The 16,092-nt window shown below is 70.9% G+C and carries 11 protein-coding genes; 7 read left to right on the forward strand and 4 right to left on the reverse strand.

Annotation, left to right across the window (positions count from 1 at the left end; genetic code table 11):
• Positions 1 to 224: 224 nt before the first annotated feature.
• Positions 225 to 365 carry a hypothetical protein gene (locus tag BKH32_RS13950; protein WP_178384616.1) on the reverse strand — a complete coding sequence of 47 codons (141 nt, stop codon included), beginning with the start codon at positions 363 to 365 and terminating at the stop codon, positions 225 to 227.
• A 372-nt stretch (positions 366 to 737) separates the two neighbouring features.
• Here BKH32_RS13950 and sucC point away from each other — a divergent pair, with 372 nt between their 5' ends.
• Genes sucC through BKH32_RS10110 form a run of 3 tightly spaced genes read left to right on the forward strand, consistent with a single transcriptional unit; the run spans position 738 to position 4,162 of the window.
• On the forward strand, positions 738 to 1,943 hold the full coding sequence (gene sucC, locus BKH32_RS10100; protein WP_075249918.1) for an ADP-forming succinate--CoA ligase subunit beta: 1,206 nt from the start codon (positions 738 to 740) through the stop codon (positions 1,941 to 1,943).
• Between the two features lie 3 nt (positions 1,944 to 1,946).
• Positions 1,947 to 2,888 (forward strand): succinate--CoA ligase subunit alpha, encoded by a 942-nt coding sequence (gene sucD, locus BKH32_RS10105; RefSeq protein ID WP_075249919.1) that lies wholly within the window; start codon positions 1,947 to 1,949, stop codon positions 2,886 to 2,888.
• A complete protein-coding gene (locus BKH32_RS10110) occupies positions 2,885 to 4,162 on the forward strand; it encodes a cell division protein PerM (protein WP_075249920.1) in 1,278 nt (425 codons plus the stop codon). Before sucD ends, BKH32_RS10110 begins: the two co-directional genes overlap by 4 nt.
• Before the next feature lie 9 nt (positions 4,163 to 4,171).
• Here BKH32_RS10110 and BKH32_RS10115 read toward each other — a convergent pair whose 3' ends face one another.
• Positions 4,172 to 6,667 carry a hypothetical protein gene (locus tag BKH32_RS10115; protein ID WP_075249921.1) on the reverse strand — a complete coding sequence of 832 codons (2,496 nt, stop codon included), beginning with the start codon at positions 6,665 to 6,667 and terminating at the stop codon, positions 4,172 to 4,174.
• 274 nt (positions 6,668 to 6,941) lie between these two features.
• On the opposite strand from BKH32_RS10115, the gene purH reads away from it, so the two are divergent.
• The 3 genes from purH to BKH32_RS10130 all read left to right on the forward strand — a co-directional run bounded on the left by purH (position 6,942) and on the right by BKH32_RS10130 (position 10,706).
• A complete protein-coding gene (gene purH, locus BKH32_RS10120) occupies positions 6,942 to 8,765 on the forward strand; it encodes a bifunctional phosphoribosylaminoimidazolecarboxamide formyltransferase/IMP cyclohydrolase (protein WP_075249963.1) in 1,824 nt (607 codons plus the stop codon).
• A 108-nt stretch (positions 8,766 to 8,873) separates the two neighbouring features.
• A complete protein-coding gene (locus tag BKH32_RS10125) occupies positions 8,874 to 9,173 on the forward strand; it encodes a DUF3017 domain-containing protein (protein WP_075249922.1) in 300 nt (99 codons plus the stop codon).
• Between the two features lie 180 nt (positions 9,174 to 9,353).
• Complete coding sequence (locus tag BKH32_RS10130) at positions 9,354 to 10,706, forward strand: dicarboxylate/amino acid:cation symporter (RefSeq protein ID WP_075249923.1); 1,353 nt, start codon at positions 9,354 to 9,356, stop codon at positions 10,704 to 10,706.
• Positions 10,707 to 10,792: 86 nt separating this feature from the next.
• On the opposite strand, the gene BKH32_RS10135 is transcribed toward BKH32_RS10130, so the two are convergent.
• Both BKH32_RS10135 and BKH32_RS10140 read right to left on the reverse strand, forming a co-directional pair.
• Positions 10,793 to 12,649, reverse strand: coding sequence for an amino acid ABC transporter ATP-binding/permease protein (locus BKH32_RS10135; RefSeq protein ID WP_075249924.1), 1,857 nt, complete (start codon positions 12,647 to 12,649; stop codon positions 10,793 to 10,795).
• Positions 12,646 to 14,472, reverse strand: a complete 1,827-nt coding sequence (locus BKH32_RS10140; RefSeq protein WP_075249925.1) for an ABC transporter ATP-binding protein/permease — start codon at positions 14,470 to 14,472, stop codon at positions 12,646 to 12,648. Before BKH32_RS10140 ends, BKH32_RS10135 begins: the two co-directional genes overlap by 4 nt.
• Before the next feature lie 254 nt (positions 14,473 to 14,726).
• On the opposite strand from BKH32_RS10140, the gene BKH32_RS10145 reads away from it, so the two are divergent.
• Positions 14,727 to 15,713, forward strand: coding sequence for a malate dehydrogenase (locus BKH32_RS10145; RefSeq protein ID WP_075249926.1), 987 nt, complete (start codon positions 14,727 to 14,729; stop codon positions 15,711 to 15,713).
• The last annotated feature ends 379 nt before the right edge of the window (positions 15,714 to 16,092 follow it).

Below are 16,092 nucleotides of genomic sequence, written 5' to 3' on the forward strand. Positions count from 1 at the left end.
TTCCCTGGGATCGCCGGTGGGCCTGGCTCCCGGCGTCGTCCGGGAGGGCATCAGTCCATATTGTTGCTGGTGAGCGCCGCCACGTCATCCGCCTGTGGTCCCAGAAGCGTTTCCTGGCCGCGGCATCCGCACATTCGCCGGTTCCCGGTGAGCCCCAGGAGAAGGGGAGCGATGTGTCCCCCTGCTTTGGGAACAGGGGGACAGTAGGTCCACGGGCTAAGGAGCTACCGGTCGCTGCGGGCGCGGAGGCTGTGGGCCCCGGCGTCGAGGGCGCGCTTGCGTCGTCGGCCCCACCGCCTGCCGCTCCAGAGACCGAGCAGCACCATGGCGCCGACCAGCACGCTCGTCACGGTCAGTGAGGGCATGACTGCCTCCCCTCTCTCGAGCCCCTCGTGTCAACCCATGATAATTCCCGTGCGCGGCGCACGGCCCTGGAACCAGGACGTACATCCCGAACGAGGACTGCGATCTCCCCCAGACGACTGGGGTCTGACCTCAGTCATCTGGAGGAAGACGCAGTCCTCGTGGGGAAAGTACGTCCTCGACGGCGCTCGTGGCCGGCGGAGGCCCCGGCACGCCCCATCGAGACGCGGCGACCACGTTGCGTGAGACTCCGTCGCCTCGCGCCCGTGTCCACCCTCCTGACCGGCCAACGGGACGTTAGGCTCATCATTGGCGCCTGCCCGGCGTTGGCCCGCGCCCGCAAGCCATCCACATGCCCCGAGAGGATCAGCTGCATGGATCTGTACGAATACCAGGCCAGGAACCTGTTCCGCCAGCACGGCGTCCCCGTGCTCGACGGCGCGGTGGCCACGACCCCCGAGGAGGCGCGCAGCGCGGCGCAGTCCCTCCTGGAGGCGGGTAGCGAGCTGGTGGTCGTCAAGGCCCAGGTCAAGACCGGCGGCCGCGGCAAGGCCGGCGGCGTCAAGCTCGCCCGCACCGCAGACGAGGCCGAGGCCCGCGCCCGCGACATCCTGGGCATGGATATCAAGGGCCACACGGTGCGCGCCGTCCTCATCTCCGACGGCGTCGACCTCGACGCCGAGTACTACTTCTCCATCCTCCTGGACCGCGCCGAGCGCCAGTACCTGGCGATGTGCTCGCGCGAGGGCGGCATGGACATCGAGACCCTCGCGACCGAGCGCCCCGAGGCCCTGGCCCGCGTCGGCATCGACCCGCTCGAGGGCATCACCCCCGCCGTCGCCCACCGGATCGTCGAGGCCGCGGGCTTCGAGGCCGGGCCCCTGGCCGACGAGGTCGCCGCCGTCATCGAACGCCTCTGGGAGGTCTTCACCGCCGAGGACGCCACCCTTGTGGAGGTCAACCCCCTGGTCAAGGCCGCTGACGGCCGCATCATCGCCCTGGACGGCAAGGTCACCCTCGACGACAACTCCCGCTTCCGCCACCCCGCCCACGCCGATCTCGTCGACAACGCCGCCACCGACCCCCTCGAGACTCGCGCCCGTGAGGCCGGCCTCAACTACGTGCGCCTCGAGGGCCAGGTCGGGGTCCTGGGCAACGGCGCCGGCCTGGTCATGTCCACCCTCGACGTCGTCGCCGGTGCCGGCGAGCGCCACGGCGGCATGAGGCCCGCCAACTTCCTCGACCTGGGAGGCGGGTCATCGGCCGAGCTCATGGCCACCGGCCTGGAGGTCGTCGCCTCCGACCCCCAGGTGCGCGCCATCCTCGTCAACGTCTTCGGCGGCATCACCTCCTGCGACACCGTCGCCCGGGGCATCGTGACCGCCGTCGAGTCCCTGGGAGGGCTGCCCAAGCCCGTCGTCGTGCGCCTGGACGGCAACAACGCCGACACCGGTCGCGCCATCCTGGCCGACGCCGCCATCGAGGGCGTCACCGTCGTCGACACCATGGACGGGGCCGCCGACGTCGTCACCGCCATCGCCGAGAAGATCAGCGGCCGGCCCGCTGGCAAGGAGGCCTGAGACATGAGCATCTTCCTGACTGAGACCGACCGCGTCATCGTCCAGGGCATGACCGGCTCCGAGGGCCGCAAGCACACCACCCGCATGCTCTCGGCCGGCACGAAGGTCGTCGCCGGCGTCAACCCCCGCAAGGCAGGCACCACCGTCACCTTCGACGTCGCCCCCATCGGCCCCGGAGCCGGCGAGGTCCAGGCCGGAACCGTCGAGGTCCCCGTCTACGGCACCGTCGCCGAGGCCAGGCAGGCCACCGGCGCCGAGGTGAGCGTCGTCTTCGTCCCACCCGCCTTCGCCAAGGACGCCGTCGTCGAGGCCGTCGACGCCGGAGTGCGCCTCCTCGTCGTCATCACCGAGGGCATCCCGGTGGCCGACGCCACCTGGATGCGCGCCTACGCGGCCGACCACGGCGTGCAGATCATCGGCCCCAACTGCCCCGGCATCATCTCCCCGGCCCGCTCCAACGTGGGCATCACCCCGCCCGACATCACCGGCCCCGGCCCCCTGGGACTGGTCTCCAAGTCCGGGACCCTCACCTACCAGCTCATGCACGAGCTGTCCGATCTGGGCTTCACCACCTGCATCGGCATCGGCGGGGACCCGGTGGTCGGCACCACCCACATCGACGCCCTGGCCGCCTTCGAGACCGACCCCGACACCCGCCTGGTCGTCATGATCGGTGAGATCGGGGGCGACGCCGAGGAGCGGGCCGCAACCTACATTCGCGAGCACATGACCAAGCCGGTCGTCGCCTACGTCGCCGGCTTCACCGCCCCCGAGGGCCGCACCATGGGGCACGCCGGCGCCATCGTCTCCGGCTCCTCGGGCACCGCGGAGGCCAAGAGGATCGCGCTGGAGGCCGCCGGCGTCCGGGTGGGGCGCACCCCCAGCCAGACCGCTGAGATCGCTCGCGAGCTCTACCGGGCCCTGGCCGGTGAGGTGAGCGCTTGAGCCTGGCGCGGCAGCGAGCCACCGGCCTGGCGTCCTGGGCCCTGTGGTCCCTGCGCGTGGGGGTCGAGTCGGTCGGCCTGGTCTGGCTGGTGGTGGTGCTGGCGACGATCGCCGTGTCCAAGGCGGCCTCCGGTCTCAACGCCGCGGCCATCCTGAGCGCGGGCGACGCCCTGCACACCGGGACCGCCCTGTGGAGCCTCGGCTTCGGGGGGACGGTGTCTCTGTCCTCCGAGGATGACGGCGTGCTCAGCCTGCCGCTGCTGGGGCTCACCCTGGTGCAGGCGGGGTGGACCTGGTTCTGTGTGCGACGAGCCCACCCCTCCCGGCCGGCAGCCGGGGCGGCCATCGTCCTCGCCGCGACCGTCGTCGCGGTCCTGGCCTGCCTCACCGGCCCCGCCGGGCTGGACACCTGGCCCGCCGTCGTCGGCATCGCCCTGCTCACGGGCGCCATCGTCGCCATCCAGCTCCTGCGCGCCGGCCACCACTGGCCGCCCCTGACCCACTGGTGGGACCGCCGACCCCACTGGCTGGGACCGTCCCTGTCACTGGCCTACGGGGCCGCGCGGGCCCTGAGCCTGCTGAGCCTGCTGGTGGTGGTCGTGGCCGTCTTCAACGGCGCCGGCCGGGTCTCGGTCCTGCACGACTCCCTGGCCAGGGACGGCTTCGTCGCGATGGGCGGCCTGATCCTGCTTCAGGCCGGCTGGGTGCCGACCATGGTCATCTGGGCCTGCTCCTGGCTCATCGGTGCCGGTTTCAGCGTGGGCACGGGCACCGTCTTCGCTCCCGACCGGGTGGTGGCCGGCCCCGTCCCGCGCCTGCCGCTGCTGGGGATGCTGCCGTCGACGCCGCTGAGCAGCGTGGGCCTGTGGCTGCCCCTGGTGGTGACGGTCGGCGCCATGGTGGCCGCCTGGCGGCGTCGGGAGGTGCTCAACGCCCTGCGGGTGCGCTACGCCCTGAGCGCCGCAGGCCTGGCCGCCCTCCTCGTGTCCGGCGGCGTGGGCCTGCTGTGCCTGGCCGCCTCCGGGGCCGTGGGCCCGGACCGGATGACCACCGTCGGCCCGCTGGTCCTCTACACCGTCATCCTCGTCTTCGTCGAGGTCGGTGTCGGACTGGCCTCCATGGCCGTCCTGGCCCACCCCTACACGCGCACCTGGGCCCGTAACACCCTGCCCGAGTCGGTCCTGCCGGCGCCCTACCGGCGCCACGATGCGCGTGAGGGCGTCGTCGATGAGGAGGACAATGAGGAAGACACTGAAGCGGACGGCGAGGCGTGAGCCAGCGAGTCAGCGAGCCGCCGTGCTCGCGCCGCTCAGGGCACTGACGGCGGCATCCACACCCTCGACCAGCTCGGGCGTCACCGCCAGGAGCGCGGTCCCGGCCCGGTAGGTCATCCCAGGGATGGGGGTGTAGAGGACATTCGCCTCCAGGAGCGCGCGCCCCTCCTTGATGGCCTGCCACAGCTCGGGATTCTCCCGGAAGAACCGCGCGACGCGCTCGTCGCAGGCCAGGTGCTCCAGAACGTTGTCGGCCGACTTGTGCGCTGCCCGCCCCGGCAGCCTGCGGGGAGGAATGTCGGTCTCGTCGTCGTCATCAATGGTGGGGGCGGCCCCCTGGTACTCGACGACGACCAGCTGGTTCCCGGCGGGGGAGAGCGCCAGGGCGTGGACGGGGCTGTCCACCGGCCGCTGGTCGATGGCCTCGCCCCGGAAGTCGTCGGTGATCCGCAAGCCCTCCAGGATGGCGAACTGCTCGCCGCTACCGGTGTTGAGGCGGCGCGTCAGGCCCAGGATCTCGGCCTGCTGCTCCGACACCGAGGCGGCCAGGTCGCGCATCTGTCTGACGACCTGGGAGTCGGCCCCGGAGTCGGCCAGATCGGCGACGGTCTCATCGATCCGGCTGGGCTCCAGGGCATCGACGCCGGTAACGCCCAGGGACTCGGCGAGCCGGCGAAGGCGCGTGATATCGGCCTCGACCGCCACCTGCCGTTTGGTACGCGCCGTGAACAGCGCCTGGCTCTCGGAGAAGCTCTCAGCGCCCCGGATCCGCCGGTTGACGGAGAGCTCGGCGGCCAGGTCGGTACCGCCCCCGGCGGGGCTGGCGCTCAGGGCCGAGCGCGGCATGTAGGTCATGGCGAAGTCCAGCAGTGCCAGGCACGCCTGCCCCGGCGTGAGAGTGAGCAGGTGACTGACGAGGCTGCTCGACGACGGTGCCGTGCTGATGCGGCGCCCCGGCGCCCCCAGCGTCAGGACGAGGGACAGGCTCATGGCCACCGCGGTCAGCGCGCCGATCGCGTAGAGGAGCCCCTGGGTGCCGCTCAGGTCGCTCCACCACTGGGAGACCAGGCGCGGCAGGGCGGAGAGGAACAGGTCGTCCTCGGTCTCCTTGAGCTCGGGGGCGAGCTGCCAGACGGTGCGCACCTCGTACATGCAGCACAGGAGGAACAGCACGACACTGACCACCAGGATCCCCAGGCGGAAGCCCTGGCGGGCATTGGGCTCAGTGCCTGGCGTCGTGGCCTCCATGGCATCGGCCCGCACGCCGCGCACCTGCTCTGCCGTGGCCCGCCCCGCCCGCATGGCGTCGAGACGGCCCTGGCGCAGGTCCCCGTAGGCGTCCCAGGTGACGGCCAGGTCGCCCCAGGTGAAGTTCGCCAGCGCCACCACTGAGACGATGAGCGCGCGCGCGAAGGGCGGCGCCTCGGTGAGGTTGGGGTAGCGGGGAGCCGGTGCCCCGGCCACCGTCCAGCCGTGCACGCCCGCGTAGGCGCGACGGTGGGCGTCCAGGAGCAGGCAGGCGGCCATGAGGATGACGGACAGGGGGATGGCGCTCATGCCCCCACCGTTGATCCTCCACAGGAACATCAGCAGCGCCGGGAAACCGCCGCCGGAGTCGCTCTGGCCGAGCTGCTGGGCGATCCTGGCGATGTAGGTGGCGTGGTCACTGACCGACTGCAGGATGACCATCGCCGGCAGGATCCAGGCCACGATCCGCAGCCACACGAGGTTCTTAGCCCCTTCGAAGGCCGGCGAGTCCTTGAGGCGCCACAGCGTGATCGCCACTGCCACCGCCATCGTGATGTTCGCGGTGCTCACCTGGTTGCTGACGGCCAGGACGTTGCTGTTCTCCTGAGTCATTGACCCCGAGGTCCACGGGTTGAAGGAGAAGGGCAGGCGCCCGTTGCCCAGGACCGAGGAGAGCAGGCTGTTCTCCTCAAGGGCCCGAACACCGTCATTGAGGGCCGTCAGACCGCCGCCGGCGGCGAAGCCCAGCAGCGCCCAGTCGGAGGCCGCCAGGCGGCGCATCCGCCCCGGCGCCAGGAAGACCACGAGCACCAGGGGCACCAGCGGGCTGAGAACCTCCAACGCAATGGTCAGGGCGATGCTCATCCCGTTACCCATGACGGACAGTCCTGCGCGCGTGCGCACCGAGCTCATGGTGACGGCCACGACGAGCGACCAGGCGGCGCCGACGCCGTACATGAGCAGCACCGAGCGCCAGCTGATGGTGCGGGTGCGCGCCAGGAGGGCCACCACCATGAGGCACACGGTCATGAAGGCCGCCGGAACGGAGGCGTAGGCCAGCCGCGGCACCATCACCAGGGCGGCGATGAGCAGCGGGATCATGAGGGCGTAGGCACCGCGCGCCACCAGGTTCAGGGCACTGGATAACCCCGGGTGGCGGCTCCACCAGCGCCGGTAGGCGGAGGCGGCCTCCTGCCACCGCTCCGGGGGAGTCCTCCGATATACCGGTGTTGCTGCGATGTTGATGGGCGCAGTCATGCTGTGGACTGTATGTCGTCTCTCAAGCCGTCCGCAAGGAAACAGGCCGTTCGGTCGGGCGGTTCGCCGGGAGCGACATGGAAAATGTCAGGTCAGGCAGGCGCGGCGCTCTTCTCCGGTGGCGTCGTGGCCCCTACCCGATAGGATGGGGGCGGCTGCGACTGGCGAGGGTGGGGCACCACCGGGGAGTGGCCGAGGCCGTCCACGAACGGGACGTCGCCCGCCTGGGCGTCCCGCTTCCCCACGCCGCACCAGGAGCGCCATGTCCTCGTCCATGTCCCCGTCGTCGTCGTCCCAGTCCTCGCAGTCCACGAACCAGGCGGCCCCCACCGCTCACCTCCCCACCGAGGGCCTCGTCAGCCCCGACCGCGTCCCAGTGCGCCGCGCCCTCGTCTCCGTCTACGACAAGACCGGTCTCGTCCCGCTCGCCCGTGCCCTGGTCGAGGCCGGCATCGAGATCGTCTCCACCGGCTCCACCGCCGCCACTATCGCCGCCGCGGGCCTGGCCGTCACCCCGGTGGAGGAGGTCACCGGCTTCCCCGAGTGCCTCGAGGGGCGGGTCAAGACCCTCCACCCGGCCGTCCACGCAGGCATCCTCGCCGACCGCCGCAAGCCCGACCACCTCGACCAGCTGGCCACCCTGGGCGTGGCCCCCATCGACCTGGTCATCGTCAACCTCTACCCCTTCACCGACACCGTCGCCTCCGGCGCCCCCTTCGACGCCTGCGTCGAGCAGATCGACATCGGCGGCCCCACGATGGTGCGCGCCGCCGCCAAGAACCATCCCGCCGTCGCCGTGGTCACGAGCCCCGGCCGGTACGACGACGTCGCGGCCGCCGTGCGAGAAGGCGGCTTCACCCTGGCCTGTCGCCGCCGCCTGGCCGCCGAGGCCTTCGCCCACACCGCCGCCTACGACGCGGCCGTGTCGACCTGGCTGGCCGGCCAGATCGAGACCGACGACGTCGCCGACGCCACGGACTCTGCCGATGCGGCCGGAGCCGACTCGAGCGGGTCGGCCGCGCCGGCGGCCTACGTCGGCGTCGGCTACGAGCGCCTGGCGAGCCTGCGCTACGGGGAGAACCCCCATCAGCGGGCCGCCGTCTACCGCACCGCCGGGGCGAGCGGCGGAGTGGCCGGAGCCCGCCAGCTCCACGGCAAGGCCATGAGCTACAACAACTACACCGACACCGACGCGGCCGTGCGCGCCGCCTACGATCACGGCCAGGCCGTCACGGTCGCCGTCGTCAAGCACGCCAACCCCTGCGGCATCGCCGTCTCGGCCGCCGGCGACGTCGCCGAGGCCCACCGCAAGGCCCACGCCTGCGACCCGGTCTCCGCCTACGGCGGCGTCATCGCCACCAACACGGTCGTCACCGCCGAGATGGCCCGTCAGATCAAGCCGATCTTCACCGAGGTCGTCGCCGCCCCCGCCTTCGACGACGAGGCCGTGGAGATCCTGTCCACCAAGAAGAACCTCCGCCTGCTCCTCGTCGAGGCCCCCCAGCGCGAGGGCTACGAGATCAAGCAGGTCACGGGAGGCGCCGTCATCCAGGAGCGCGACGTCCTGGACGCCGCCGGTGACGACCCCTCGACCTGGACCCTGGCCGCGGGGCCGGCCGCCGACGACGCGCTCCTGGCCGATCTGGCCTTCGCCTGGCGCTCGGTGCGCGCCGTGCGCTCCAACGCGGTCCTCCTGGCCCACGACGGCGCCACCGTCGGCGTGGGCATGGGACAGGTCAACCGCGTCGACTCCTGCAAGCTGGCCGTCGAGCGCGCCAACACCCTGGGGAGCCGATCCACCGGTGACGCCGCACTCGACGGCTCCCAGCAGGAGAAGGGGGCCGTGGGAGGGGCCGACGCCGCCGAGGTCCTGGGGGACTCATCCGGTGACGCCGCCGCGCCGCAGCGCGCCCGCGGGGCCGTGGCCGCCTCCGACGCCTTCTTCCCCTTCGCCGACGGCCTCCAGGTCCTCATCGACGCCGGGGTCCGCGCCGTCGTCCAGCCGGGCGGCTCCATCCGTGACCAGGAGGTCATCGACGCCGCCCAGGCCGCCGGCGTCACCATGTACCTCACCGGCACCCGTCACTTCTCCCACTGAACCGCCTGTGCCGCCTTGTGCCCGGCTCCTCGCGCCGGGCACAAGGCCGGCATGTGAGCCGGAGAAAGGTCATGGACCCGCACCTCACGCGCCGATAGGCTCCTGTCCGTGACTCACGACCCGCATCCCCAGCAGGCCGAGCACAAGGAGCCCTATCGCACCATCTGTGTGGTCCTCGTGGCCCTCGGCCTGGCGGCGGTCCCCGCCATCGCGCTGCTGGGGCACCGCCGCATCGCCGTCCTGTGGGCGGCCGCCGGGATCCTCACGCTGGCCATCGTCCGCCTCCAGCGCCCCGACGGCACCTGGTTGGCGGCGCGCAGCCGCCTGTTCGACGTCGTCCTCGGCATCGGTCTGGCCGCCGTCCTGTTCCTCCTGTCGCCTTACGTCAACCTGCCCCGCATCCTGTGAGCGGGGAGCACTCCGCACACCGCGTGAGTTCTCACGGCGACGCTGCGCGCCGCCCCGTGTGATCTGTGCCCTGGGAGTGCTCATTCTTCGGTCCGGTGCGGCGCCGTGACCGGGCGGTATGGCACGCTGGCCCCGGTCAAGACGTCTTGTCATCTCGTTTCACACCCTGAAGGTCCCTCTATGCCAAGCAATCCCTCGGCCTCGCCCTCGCTGGCCCATCGTCTCAGCCACAGCATCCTGACCTGGGTCATTGGCGCAATCCTGCTGGCCCTGTTCCTGGGATCGATCCGCTTCGGGGGCCACCCGTTCATTCCCAAGCCCGTCGGCAACGTCTTCGCGACCTTCTCCGACCTGTTCAACCAGTTCCTCAGCTTCTCCATCCCGCTCATCATCATCGGCCTGGTGACCCCCGCCATCGCAGATCTGGGACGCGGGGCCGGCAAGTGGCTCGGGATCACGACAGCCCTGGCCTACACCTCGACCCTCTTCGCAGGCTTCCTCACCTTCCTGGTGTGCGCCGCCGCCTTCCCCCGTCTGCTCTCCGGCACCTCTCTGGCTGATGTCGCCAAGCCTGAGGGGGCTCTGAGCAGCTACTTCACGGTGAAGATGCCGCCGGCCGTCGAGGTCATGACCGCCCTGCTGCTCTCCTTCGTCGTGGGCATCGGCCTGTCCATGGTGCCTCGGGGCGTGCTGCGCAAGGGCTTCATCGAGTTCCGAGCCATCATCACCCGCCTCATCGAGCGGATCATCATCCCGCTGCTGCCCCTGCACATCTTCGGCATCTTCCTCAACCTCACCTACACCGGGGCGGCCGGGGCGGTGATGAAGGCGCTCCTGCGGGTCGTCGTCGTGGTCCTCATCCTCGAGGTCGTCATCCTGGGCATCCAGTTCCTCACCGCAGGACTCATCGGCCGCCGCAACCCGCTCAAGGCACTGCTCACCATGCTCCCGGCCTACCTGACGGCTCTGGGCACCTCCTCGTCCGCGGCCACGATCCCGGTCACCCTGCGCCAGACGAAGAAGAACGGTGTCTCCGATGCGGTGGCCTCCTTCACCGTCCCCCTGTGCGCCACGATCCACCTGGCGGGGTCGACCTCGAAGATCTTCTCCTTCGCCTTCGCGATCGTCCTCACCCAGGGTGTGCACGTGACCACCGCCCAGTGGATCGGCTTCATCTTCATGCTCGGCATCACGATGGTGGCCGCGCCGGGCGTGCCCGGGGGCGCCATCATGGCGGCCACCGGCCTGCTGTCCTCCATGCTCGGCTTTGACAAGCAGCAGGTGGCCCTCATGATCGCCACCTACATCGCCCTGGACTCCTTCGGCACCGCCACGAACGTCACCGGTGACGGCGCCATCGCCATCATCGTGGACCGCATGGCCGGTGGCTCCGTCAACGACGAGGGCGACCCGGAGAACGTTCGCGAGCTCTCCTTCGATGGCATGGCCTACCTCCACGCGGTCAGCGTCGAGGGGGTCGTCAGCCCCGAGGAGCTCGAGGCCTCGGCCGCAGCCACGCGCTCGGGCGAGTAGAGATCGCAGTCAGCCGATCGGGCGCCGGGAGTCAATCGACTCCCGGCGCCCGATAGTGTTCCAGCCGGAATCCGCCTGCCGCGCTCTCAGCGACCTCGGCTGAGCAGTGCGCGCAGCGGTCCGGGCTCGGCCAGGAGCCTGGCCGGCGGCCCCGTCTGCACGATCGCCCCCGCGTCCATGACGACGACGTGGTCGGCCTGCTCGGACCACTGCAAGCGGTGAGTGATCTCGATGATCGTCGCCTGCGGAAGATAGGTGCGCACCCCGATGCGCACCCGCTCATCCAGGTCAGGATCCAGGTGTGAGGTGAACTCGTCGAGGATGAGCACCCCGGGGTGGGCCAGGAGCGCGCGCGCCAGTGCCAGGCGTTGGCGCTGGCCCCCGGACAGGGACTGGCCGCGCTCGCCCACCAGCGTGTCGTAACCGTCCTCGAAGGCCTCGATGTCCTCGTCGATACAGGCGGCTTGGCACGCCCGGCGCACCTGTGCGTCGCTGGCCGACGGCGCCGCCAGGCGCACGTTGTCCGCAATGCTGGCCCGCATGAGGTGGACCCGCTGATCCACTAGACCGATCTCCTGATAGAGGCTGACGGCACGCAGATCGATCACGTCCTGGCCGTCGATGAGAATGCGGCCCGAGTCCGGCTCATCGAAGCGCACCGCCAGCTGGGCCAGTGTGGACTTGCCCGATCCGGAGGCCCCCACGATGCAGGTCCACCGTCCGGCCCTGGCCCTGACACTGGCGCCGTGGACGGCCTGGACGGCGGTGTTGGGGTAGGAGTAGGTGACGTCCTGCCACAGGACCTCGTGGGAGATGCCTGCGGTCAGCTCCTCATCGCCGTCGTGCACCTCCACGGGGGCGTTGACAACCTCCCACACTCTCTCGGCCGAGGCGAAGGAGGCATTGAGCGCCCCCGAGAGCTCCTCGACGCCGCGCACTGTCTCGGCAAGCCGCAGCACCGCAGCGGCTGCCGCAGCCAGGATGGGAACGCCTGTGCCCGAGCCGGTCGCGGGCAGCATCGCACCCACGGCGACGACGGCGATCGGCGCGCTCAGACTCGCCAGCTGGTTGAGGCCTCGTCTCACGGATGCCCACTGTCCGGTTGGCCTGGCGGCACCGGCGATCTCGGCGTCGATCCTGGCCATCTCATCGAGACGCTCCTGGCCGCGCCCGTACCCGACGACCTCGCTCATGCCCTGGACGGTGTCGGTCACGTGCTGGGTGAGGTTCGCCCGCGCCGCCGAGACCGAGCGGGAGGCATCGACGGAGGCGGCGAACCCCAGGCGGGGCACGATGAGCAGCTGGAGCACCACGAAGGGGAGCGCCGCCAGGGCCACCAGCCAGGACACCTTGAGACCGATGACCGTGAGCACCGTGAGCGGGACGACGACGGCGCAGACCGCCGGAGCGAAGGTGTGGGCGAAGAAGACCTCGATCCGGTCCACGTCCTTGGTGGCCCGCGACAGCAGGTCGCCCGAGCGCGACGTCGCGCTGACCCTGGGGGAGCGGGGGATGAGCGAACGGAAGATCTGGCCGCGCAGCAGCTCGAGGGCCTTGAAGGCCACCAGGTGGCCGAGGAACTGCTCGGCGTAGCGCAGGGCCGCCTTGAGCAGAGACAGCCCGGCCATGACGGCCAGAACCGGCCAGACGACGGGCACCGGTGCACCACTGGCCATCGCCAGACCCACCCGGGCCACGGCATAGGCCCCCAGGGAGAACAGGACCACGCCGCACAGCAGGTCAGTGACACGGCACAGGGTGGAGCCCAGCAGCGGTGAGAGCACCGGGCGGGTGACCTGAAGCAGCCAGCGCACCAGCATCACCCGTGAGGGAGGTGACTGCGTGGAGGCATCGGCCCGGCCGGTCCCGCTGCGCTGCCGCGAGTCGCCGGCTGCCCGCGAGCGGGGCGCCGAGGACCGCCTCGACTGGATCGATCGGATCATGCCCGCTCCTCCTGGTGAGCCCCGTCGGTGGCCTGGGGGGAGGGATCCTCGGCCTCGTGGGCCTCGGGCTGCGTGGCCTCTTGAGCGGGCGCTGTGCCCGCGGATCCGGGGCCCGCGGTTCCTCCCGCCTCATGGACCGCCCCGGCCTCGACCCTCACGGTCCGGTCCGTTGCGGTCAGTGCCCCGACGCGGTGGGAGATGATGACGACGGTGCGGCCCTGGGCCAGCTGCTCAAGGGACTCAATGATGGCCGCCTCGCTGGCCAGGTCCACCTGGCTGGTGGGCTCGTCCAGGAGCAGCACGGGGCGGTCGGCCAGGAAGGCGCGGGCCAGGGACAGGCGCTGGGCCTGGCCTCCTGACAGCCCCAGGCCGGCCTCGCCGACCTGCGTCTCCAGCCCCTGAGGCATGAGCGCCACCTCCTTGTCCAGGCGGGCCACCTCCAGGGCCTGCCACATCTGCGACGGCGTCGCGTAGGGCTGGGCCAGGCGCAGGTTGTCGGCGATCGTCCCGGTGAACAGCCAGGTCGTCTGCGCCACCAGCGCGGAGGCCGAGCGCACCTCGTCCTGCGTCGCGGCGCTCAGCTCGGTGCCCTCGACGCGCACGAACCCGCCGCTGGGCAGCAGGTTGCCGGCGAGCATCGCCATGAGCGTCGACTTTCCCGCCCCCGAGGGACCGACCACCGCCAGGCTCTCGCCACGGCGCACGCTCAGGCTCACGCCCTCCAGCACCGGGTCGGCGTCCCAGGCGGCCTCGACGTCGTCGAGCACGATGGAGGCCTGCGCGCTCGCCGCCGGGGAGGTCCGGGCCCTGGGCCGAGCGGCGGAGCTCGGCAGAGGGCGCGACAGGATCCTGCGGATGGCGCGCTGGTTGGCCATCCCGCCCATGCCCACGTAGAAGAAGGCGCCCACGTGGTCCAGCGGCTCAAGGAGCACGTAGGAGGTCAGGACGATCGCCAAGGCGTCACCGACGTCGATCATGCCGCTGGACAGCCGCAGCAGGGCCAGACCGGCGGCCACGGTGATGAGGAAGAGCGAGAACAGGCCGTCGGTGAGCAGGATGACGAGCTGGTTGCCCGCCAGCAGCCCCATGACTGCGCGCCGGTTCGACTCCCCCTCCAGGCGCAGGCGCGCACTGGTGCGCTCCGCGGCCCGGGCCAGGGTGAGGGTCCGCAGCCCCTGGATCGCGTCGAGGTACTCGGCGGCCAGACGCATACGGGCCCGTCGGGAGTCCGAGGACGAGGCCCGCAGCCGCGAGTGGCACCAGGCGATGAAGGCCGGCACCACGACGACGGCCGCTGCCAGGACCAGGGCGGGAACGACATCAACGAAGGCGGCCAGCTCGATGAGCACCAGCAGGGGAGCCGCTGCGGCCGCCAGCGTGGGGGCCAGGAAGGTCTGGCGGTAGAGGGCCACGCGCTCGGCGCCGTCGGTCAGCAGGGAGGCGGTCGCACCGCTGCGGACGTCGGCGGCGCGAGCCGGGCCCAGCCCCAGCAGGTGAGCCAGGGTGAGTCGGCGCAGGTGCGACTCCTCGGCGAGCGCACTGAAGCGGGCGACCCGCTGGGCCAGCAGCTGGCAGGCGGCGCTCACGGCGGCTGCGGCCAGAGCCTGAGCGAGCAGACCCGCCGCCGACGAGGAGCTCAGCAGGGCGCCCAGAGCGCGTCCGGTGGAGATGAGGCACCACCCGGCTCCCAGGGCACCCGCGAGCGTCAGGCCGAACGAGAGAGCGCCTGCGCGACGCCCGGCGGGTGAGGAGACCGCCGGGCGGGGCGGGGAACCGCGGCGCAGCGGCGCAAGGATGGGCGCGGGGGATCGGCGTGAGCTCATCACGGTCCTGGAAACGAGAAACGGGCTGGGGGAGGCCCCCAGCGTATCGACCAGGACAGGATGTTGTCAGGGGCGGTGAGCATCTCACGGAGAGCACGGGCTACCAGGAGGAATCCCACCTCCGTGGCTCCGGGCAGTGGTGAGAGTCACGAAATGCGGCGGAGCGGTGTGTTCACCTGCGCGAACGTCATAGCGTTGTCCTGCCGGGCTGCCGCCTGCGGCCCGCGACGACACACGTCTCGAAGGAGTCCTCGATGGCAAACGCCCCCGTCAACATCACCATCACCGGTGCTGCCGGCAACATCGGCTACGCCCTGCTGTTCCGCATCGCCTCCGGCGCCCTGCTCGGCCCGGACCAGCGCGTCAACCTCCGCCTGCTGGAGATCCCGCCGGCCGTCAAGGCCGCTGAGGGTACCGCGATGGAGCTGTTCGACTCCGCCTTCCCGACCCTGGGCAGCGTCGACATCTTCGACGACGCCAAGGCCGCCTTCGAGGGCGCCAACATCGCCTTCCTCGTCGGTTCCATGCCCCGCAAGGCCGGTATGGAGCGCGCTGACCTGCTCTCCGCCAACGGAGGCATCTTCGGTCCCCAGGGAGAGGCCCTCAACGCCGGCGCCGCCGAGGACATCAAGGTGCTCGTCGTGGGCAACCCCGCCAACACCAACGCCCTCATCGCGGCCTCGCACGCCCCCGACATCCCCTCCTCGCGCTTCACGGCCATGACCCGCCTGGACCACAACCGCGCCCTGGCTCAGCTGGCCACCAAGGCCGGCTGCCACGTCACCGACATCGACAAGGTCACCGTCTGGGGCAACCACTCCTCCACCCAGTACCCCGACCTGACCCAGGCCACCGTCAAGGGCGCCCCCATCACCGACATCCTGGCCGACCGGGCCTGGGTCGAGAACGACTTCATCCCGACCGTCGCCAAGCGCGGCGCCGCCATCATCGACGCGCGCGGCGCCTCCTCGGCGGCCTCGGCGGCCTCGGCCGCCATCGACCACGTGCACGACTGGGTGCTGGGCACCTCCGGGTCCTGGACCTCCTCCTCGGTCATGTCCGAGGGCTCCTACGGCGTGCCCGAGGGCATCATCTCCTCCTTCCCCTGCACCTCGGAGAACGGTGAGTGGAAGATCGTCCAGGGGCTCGAGATCGACGAGTTCTCCCGCGCCAAGATCGACGCCTCGGCGGCCGAGCTCGTCGAGGAGAAGAACACGGTGGCCTCCATGGGGCTCATCTGAGCCCCTCCGGCCCTCCGGATCGGGCCCGGGCCCGCCCTGAGAGAGCCCGCTCGAGCCCGGCCCGTTTCTGGTACGGACCACCCTGGGGGTGGGGGGCGTCAGGCCCTGTCCGCTCCCACCCGGGTCCTCGCCGCTCATCCGAGCGGCGAGGACCTTTTTCATGCCTGTGGCGGACGGGGTGGTGAGTGAATCGTTGCCATTGCTGGTATAGACCTGTGGTTCACGACCAGAATAATGATTGGTTGCGCAATATATGTTTGAGTTTCGCTCAGTTTAGGTCTACTCTCCTGGCGAGTTCAGATGACTAGACAACATCTGGCCTCCCCGCCCGCGGCAACGGTGCCGTGGTCATGAGACACCGTCGTTTCTAAGGAGCAGT

Source organism: Actinomyces oris (assembly GCF_001929375.1).
In the GTDB taxonomy this organism is placed as follows: domain Bacteria; phylum Actinomycetota; class Actinomycetes; order Actinomycetales; family Actinomycetaceae; genus Actinomyces; species Actinomyces oris_B.

Coding starts and splice junctions, on each gene's coding strand:
- BKH32_RS13950 (WP_178384616.1), bottom strand. CDS start 365: ATGCCCTCACTGACCGTGACGAGCGTGCTGGTCGGCGCCATGGTGCTG.
- sucC (WP_075249918.1), top strand. CDS start 738: ATGGATCTGTACGAATACCAGGCCAGGAACCTGTTCCGCCAGCACGGC.
- sucD (WP_075249919.1), top strand. CDS start 1,947: ATGAGCATCTTCCTGACTGAGACCGACCGCGTCATCGTCCAGGGCATG.
- BKH32_RS10115 (WP_075249921.1), bottom strand. CDS start 6,667: ATGACTGCGCCCATCAACATCGCAGCAACACCGGTATATCGGAGGACT.
- purH (WP_075249963.1), top strand. CDS start 6,942: ATGTCCCCGTCGTCGTCGTCCCAGTCCTCGCAGTCCACGAACCAGGCG.
- BKH32_RS10130 (WP_075249923.1), top strand. CDS start 9,354: ATGCCAAGCAATCCCTCGGCCTCGCCCTCGCTGGCCCATCGTCTCAGC.
- BKH32_RS10135 (WP_075249924.1), bottom strand. CDS start 12,649: ATGATCCGATCGATCCAGTCGAGGCGGTCCTCGGCGCCCCGCTCGCGG.
- BKH32_RS10140 (WP_075249925.1), bottom strand. CDS start 14,472: ATGAGCTCACGCCGATCCCCCGCGCCCATCCTTGCGCCGCTGCGCCGC.
- BKH32_RS10145 (WP_075249926.1), top strand. CDS start 14,727: ATGGCAAACGCCCCCGTCAACATCACCATCACCGGTGCTGCCGGCAAC.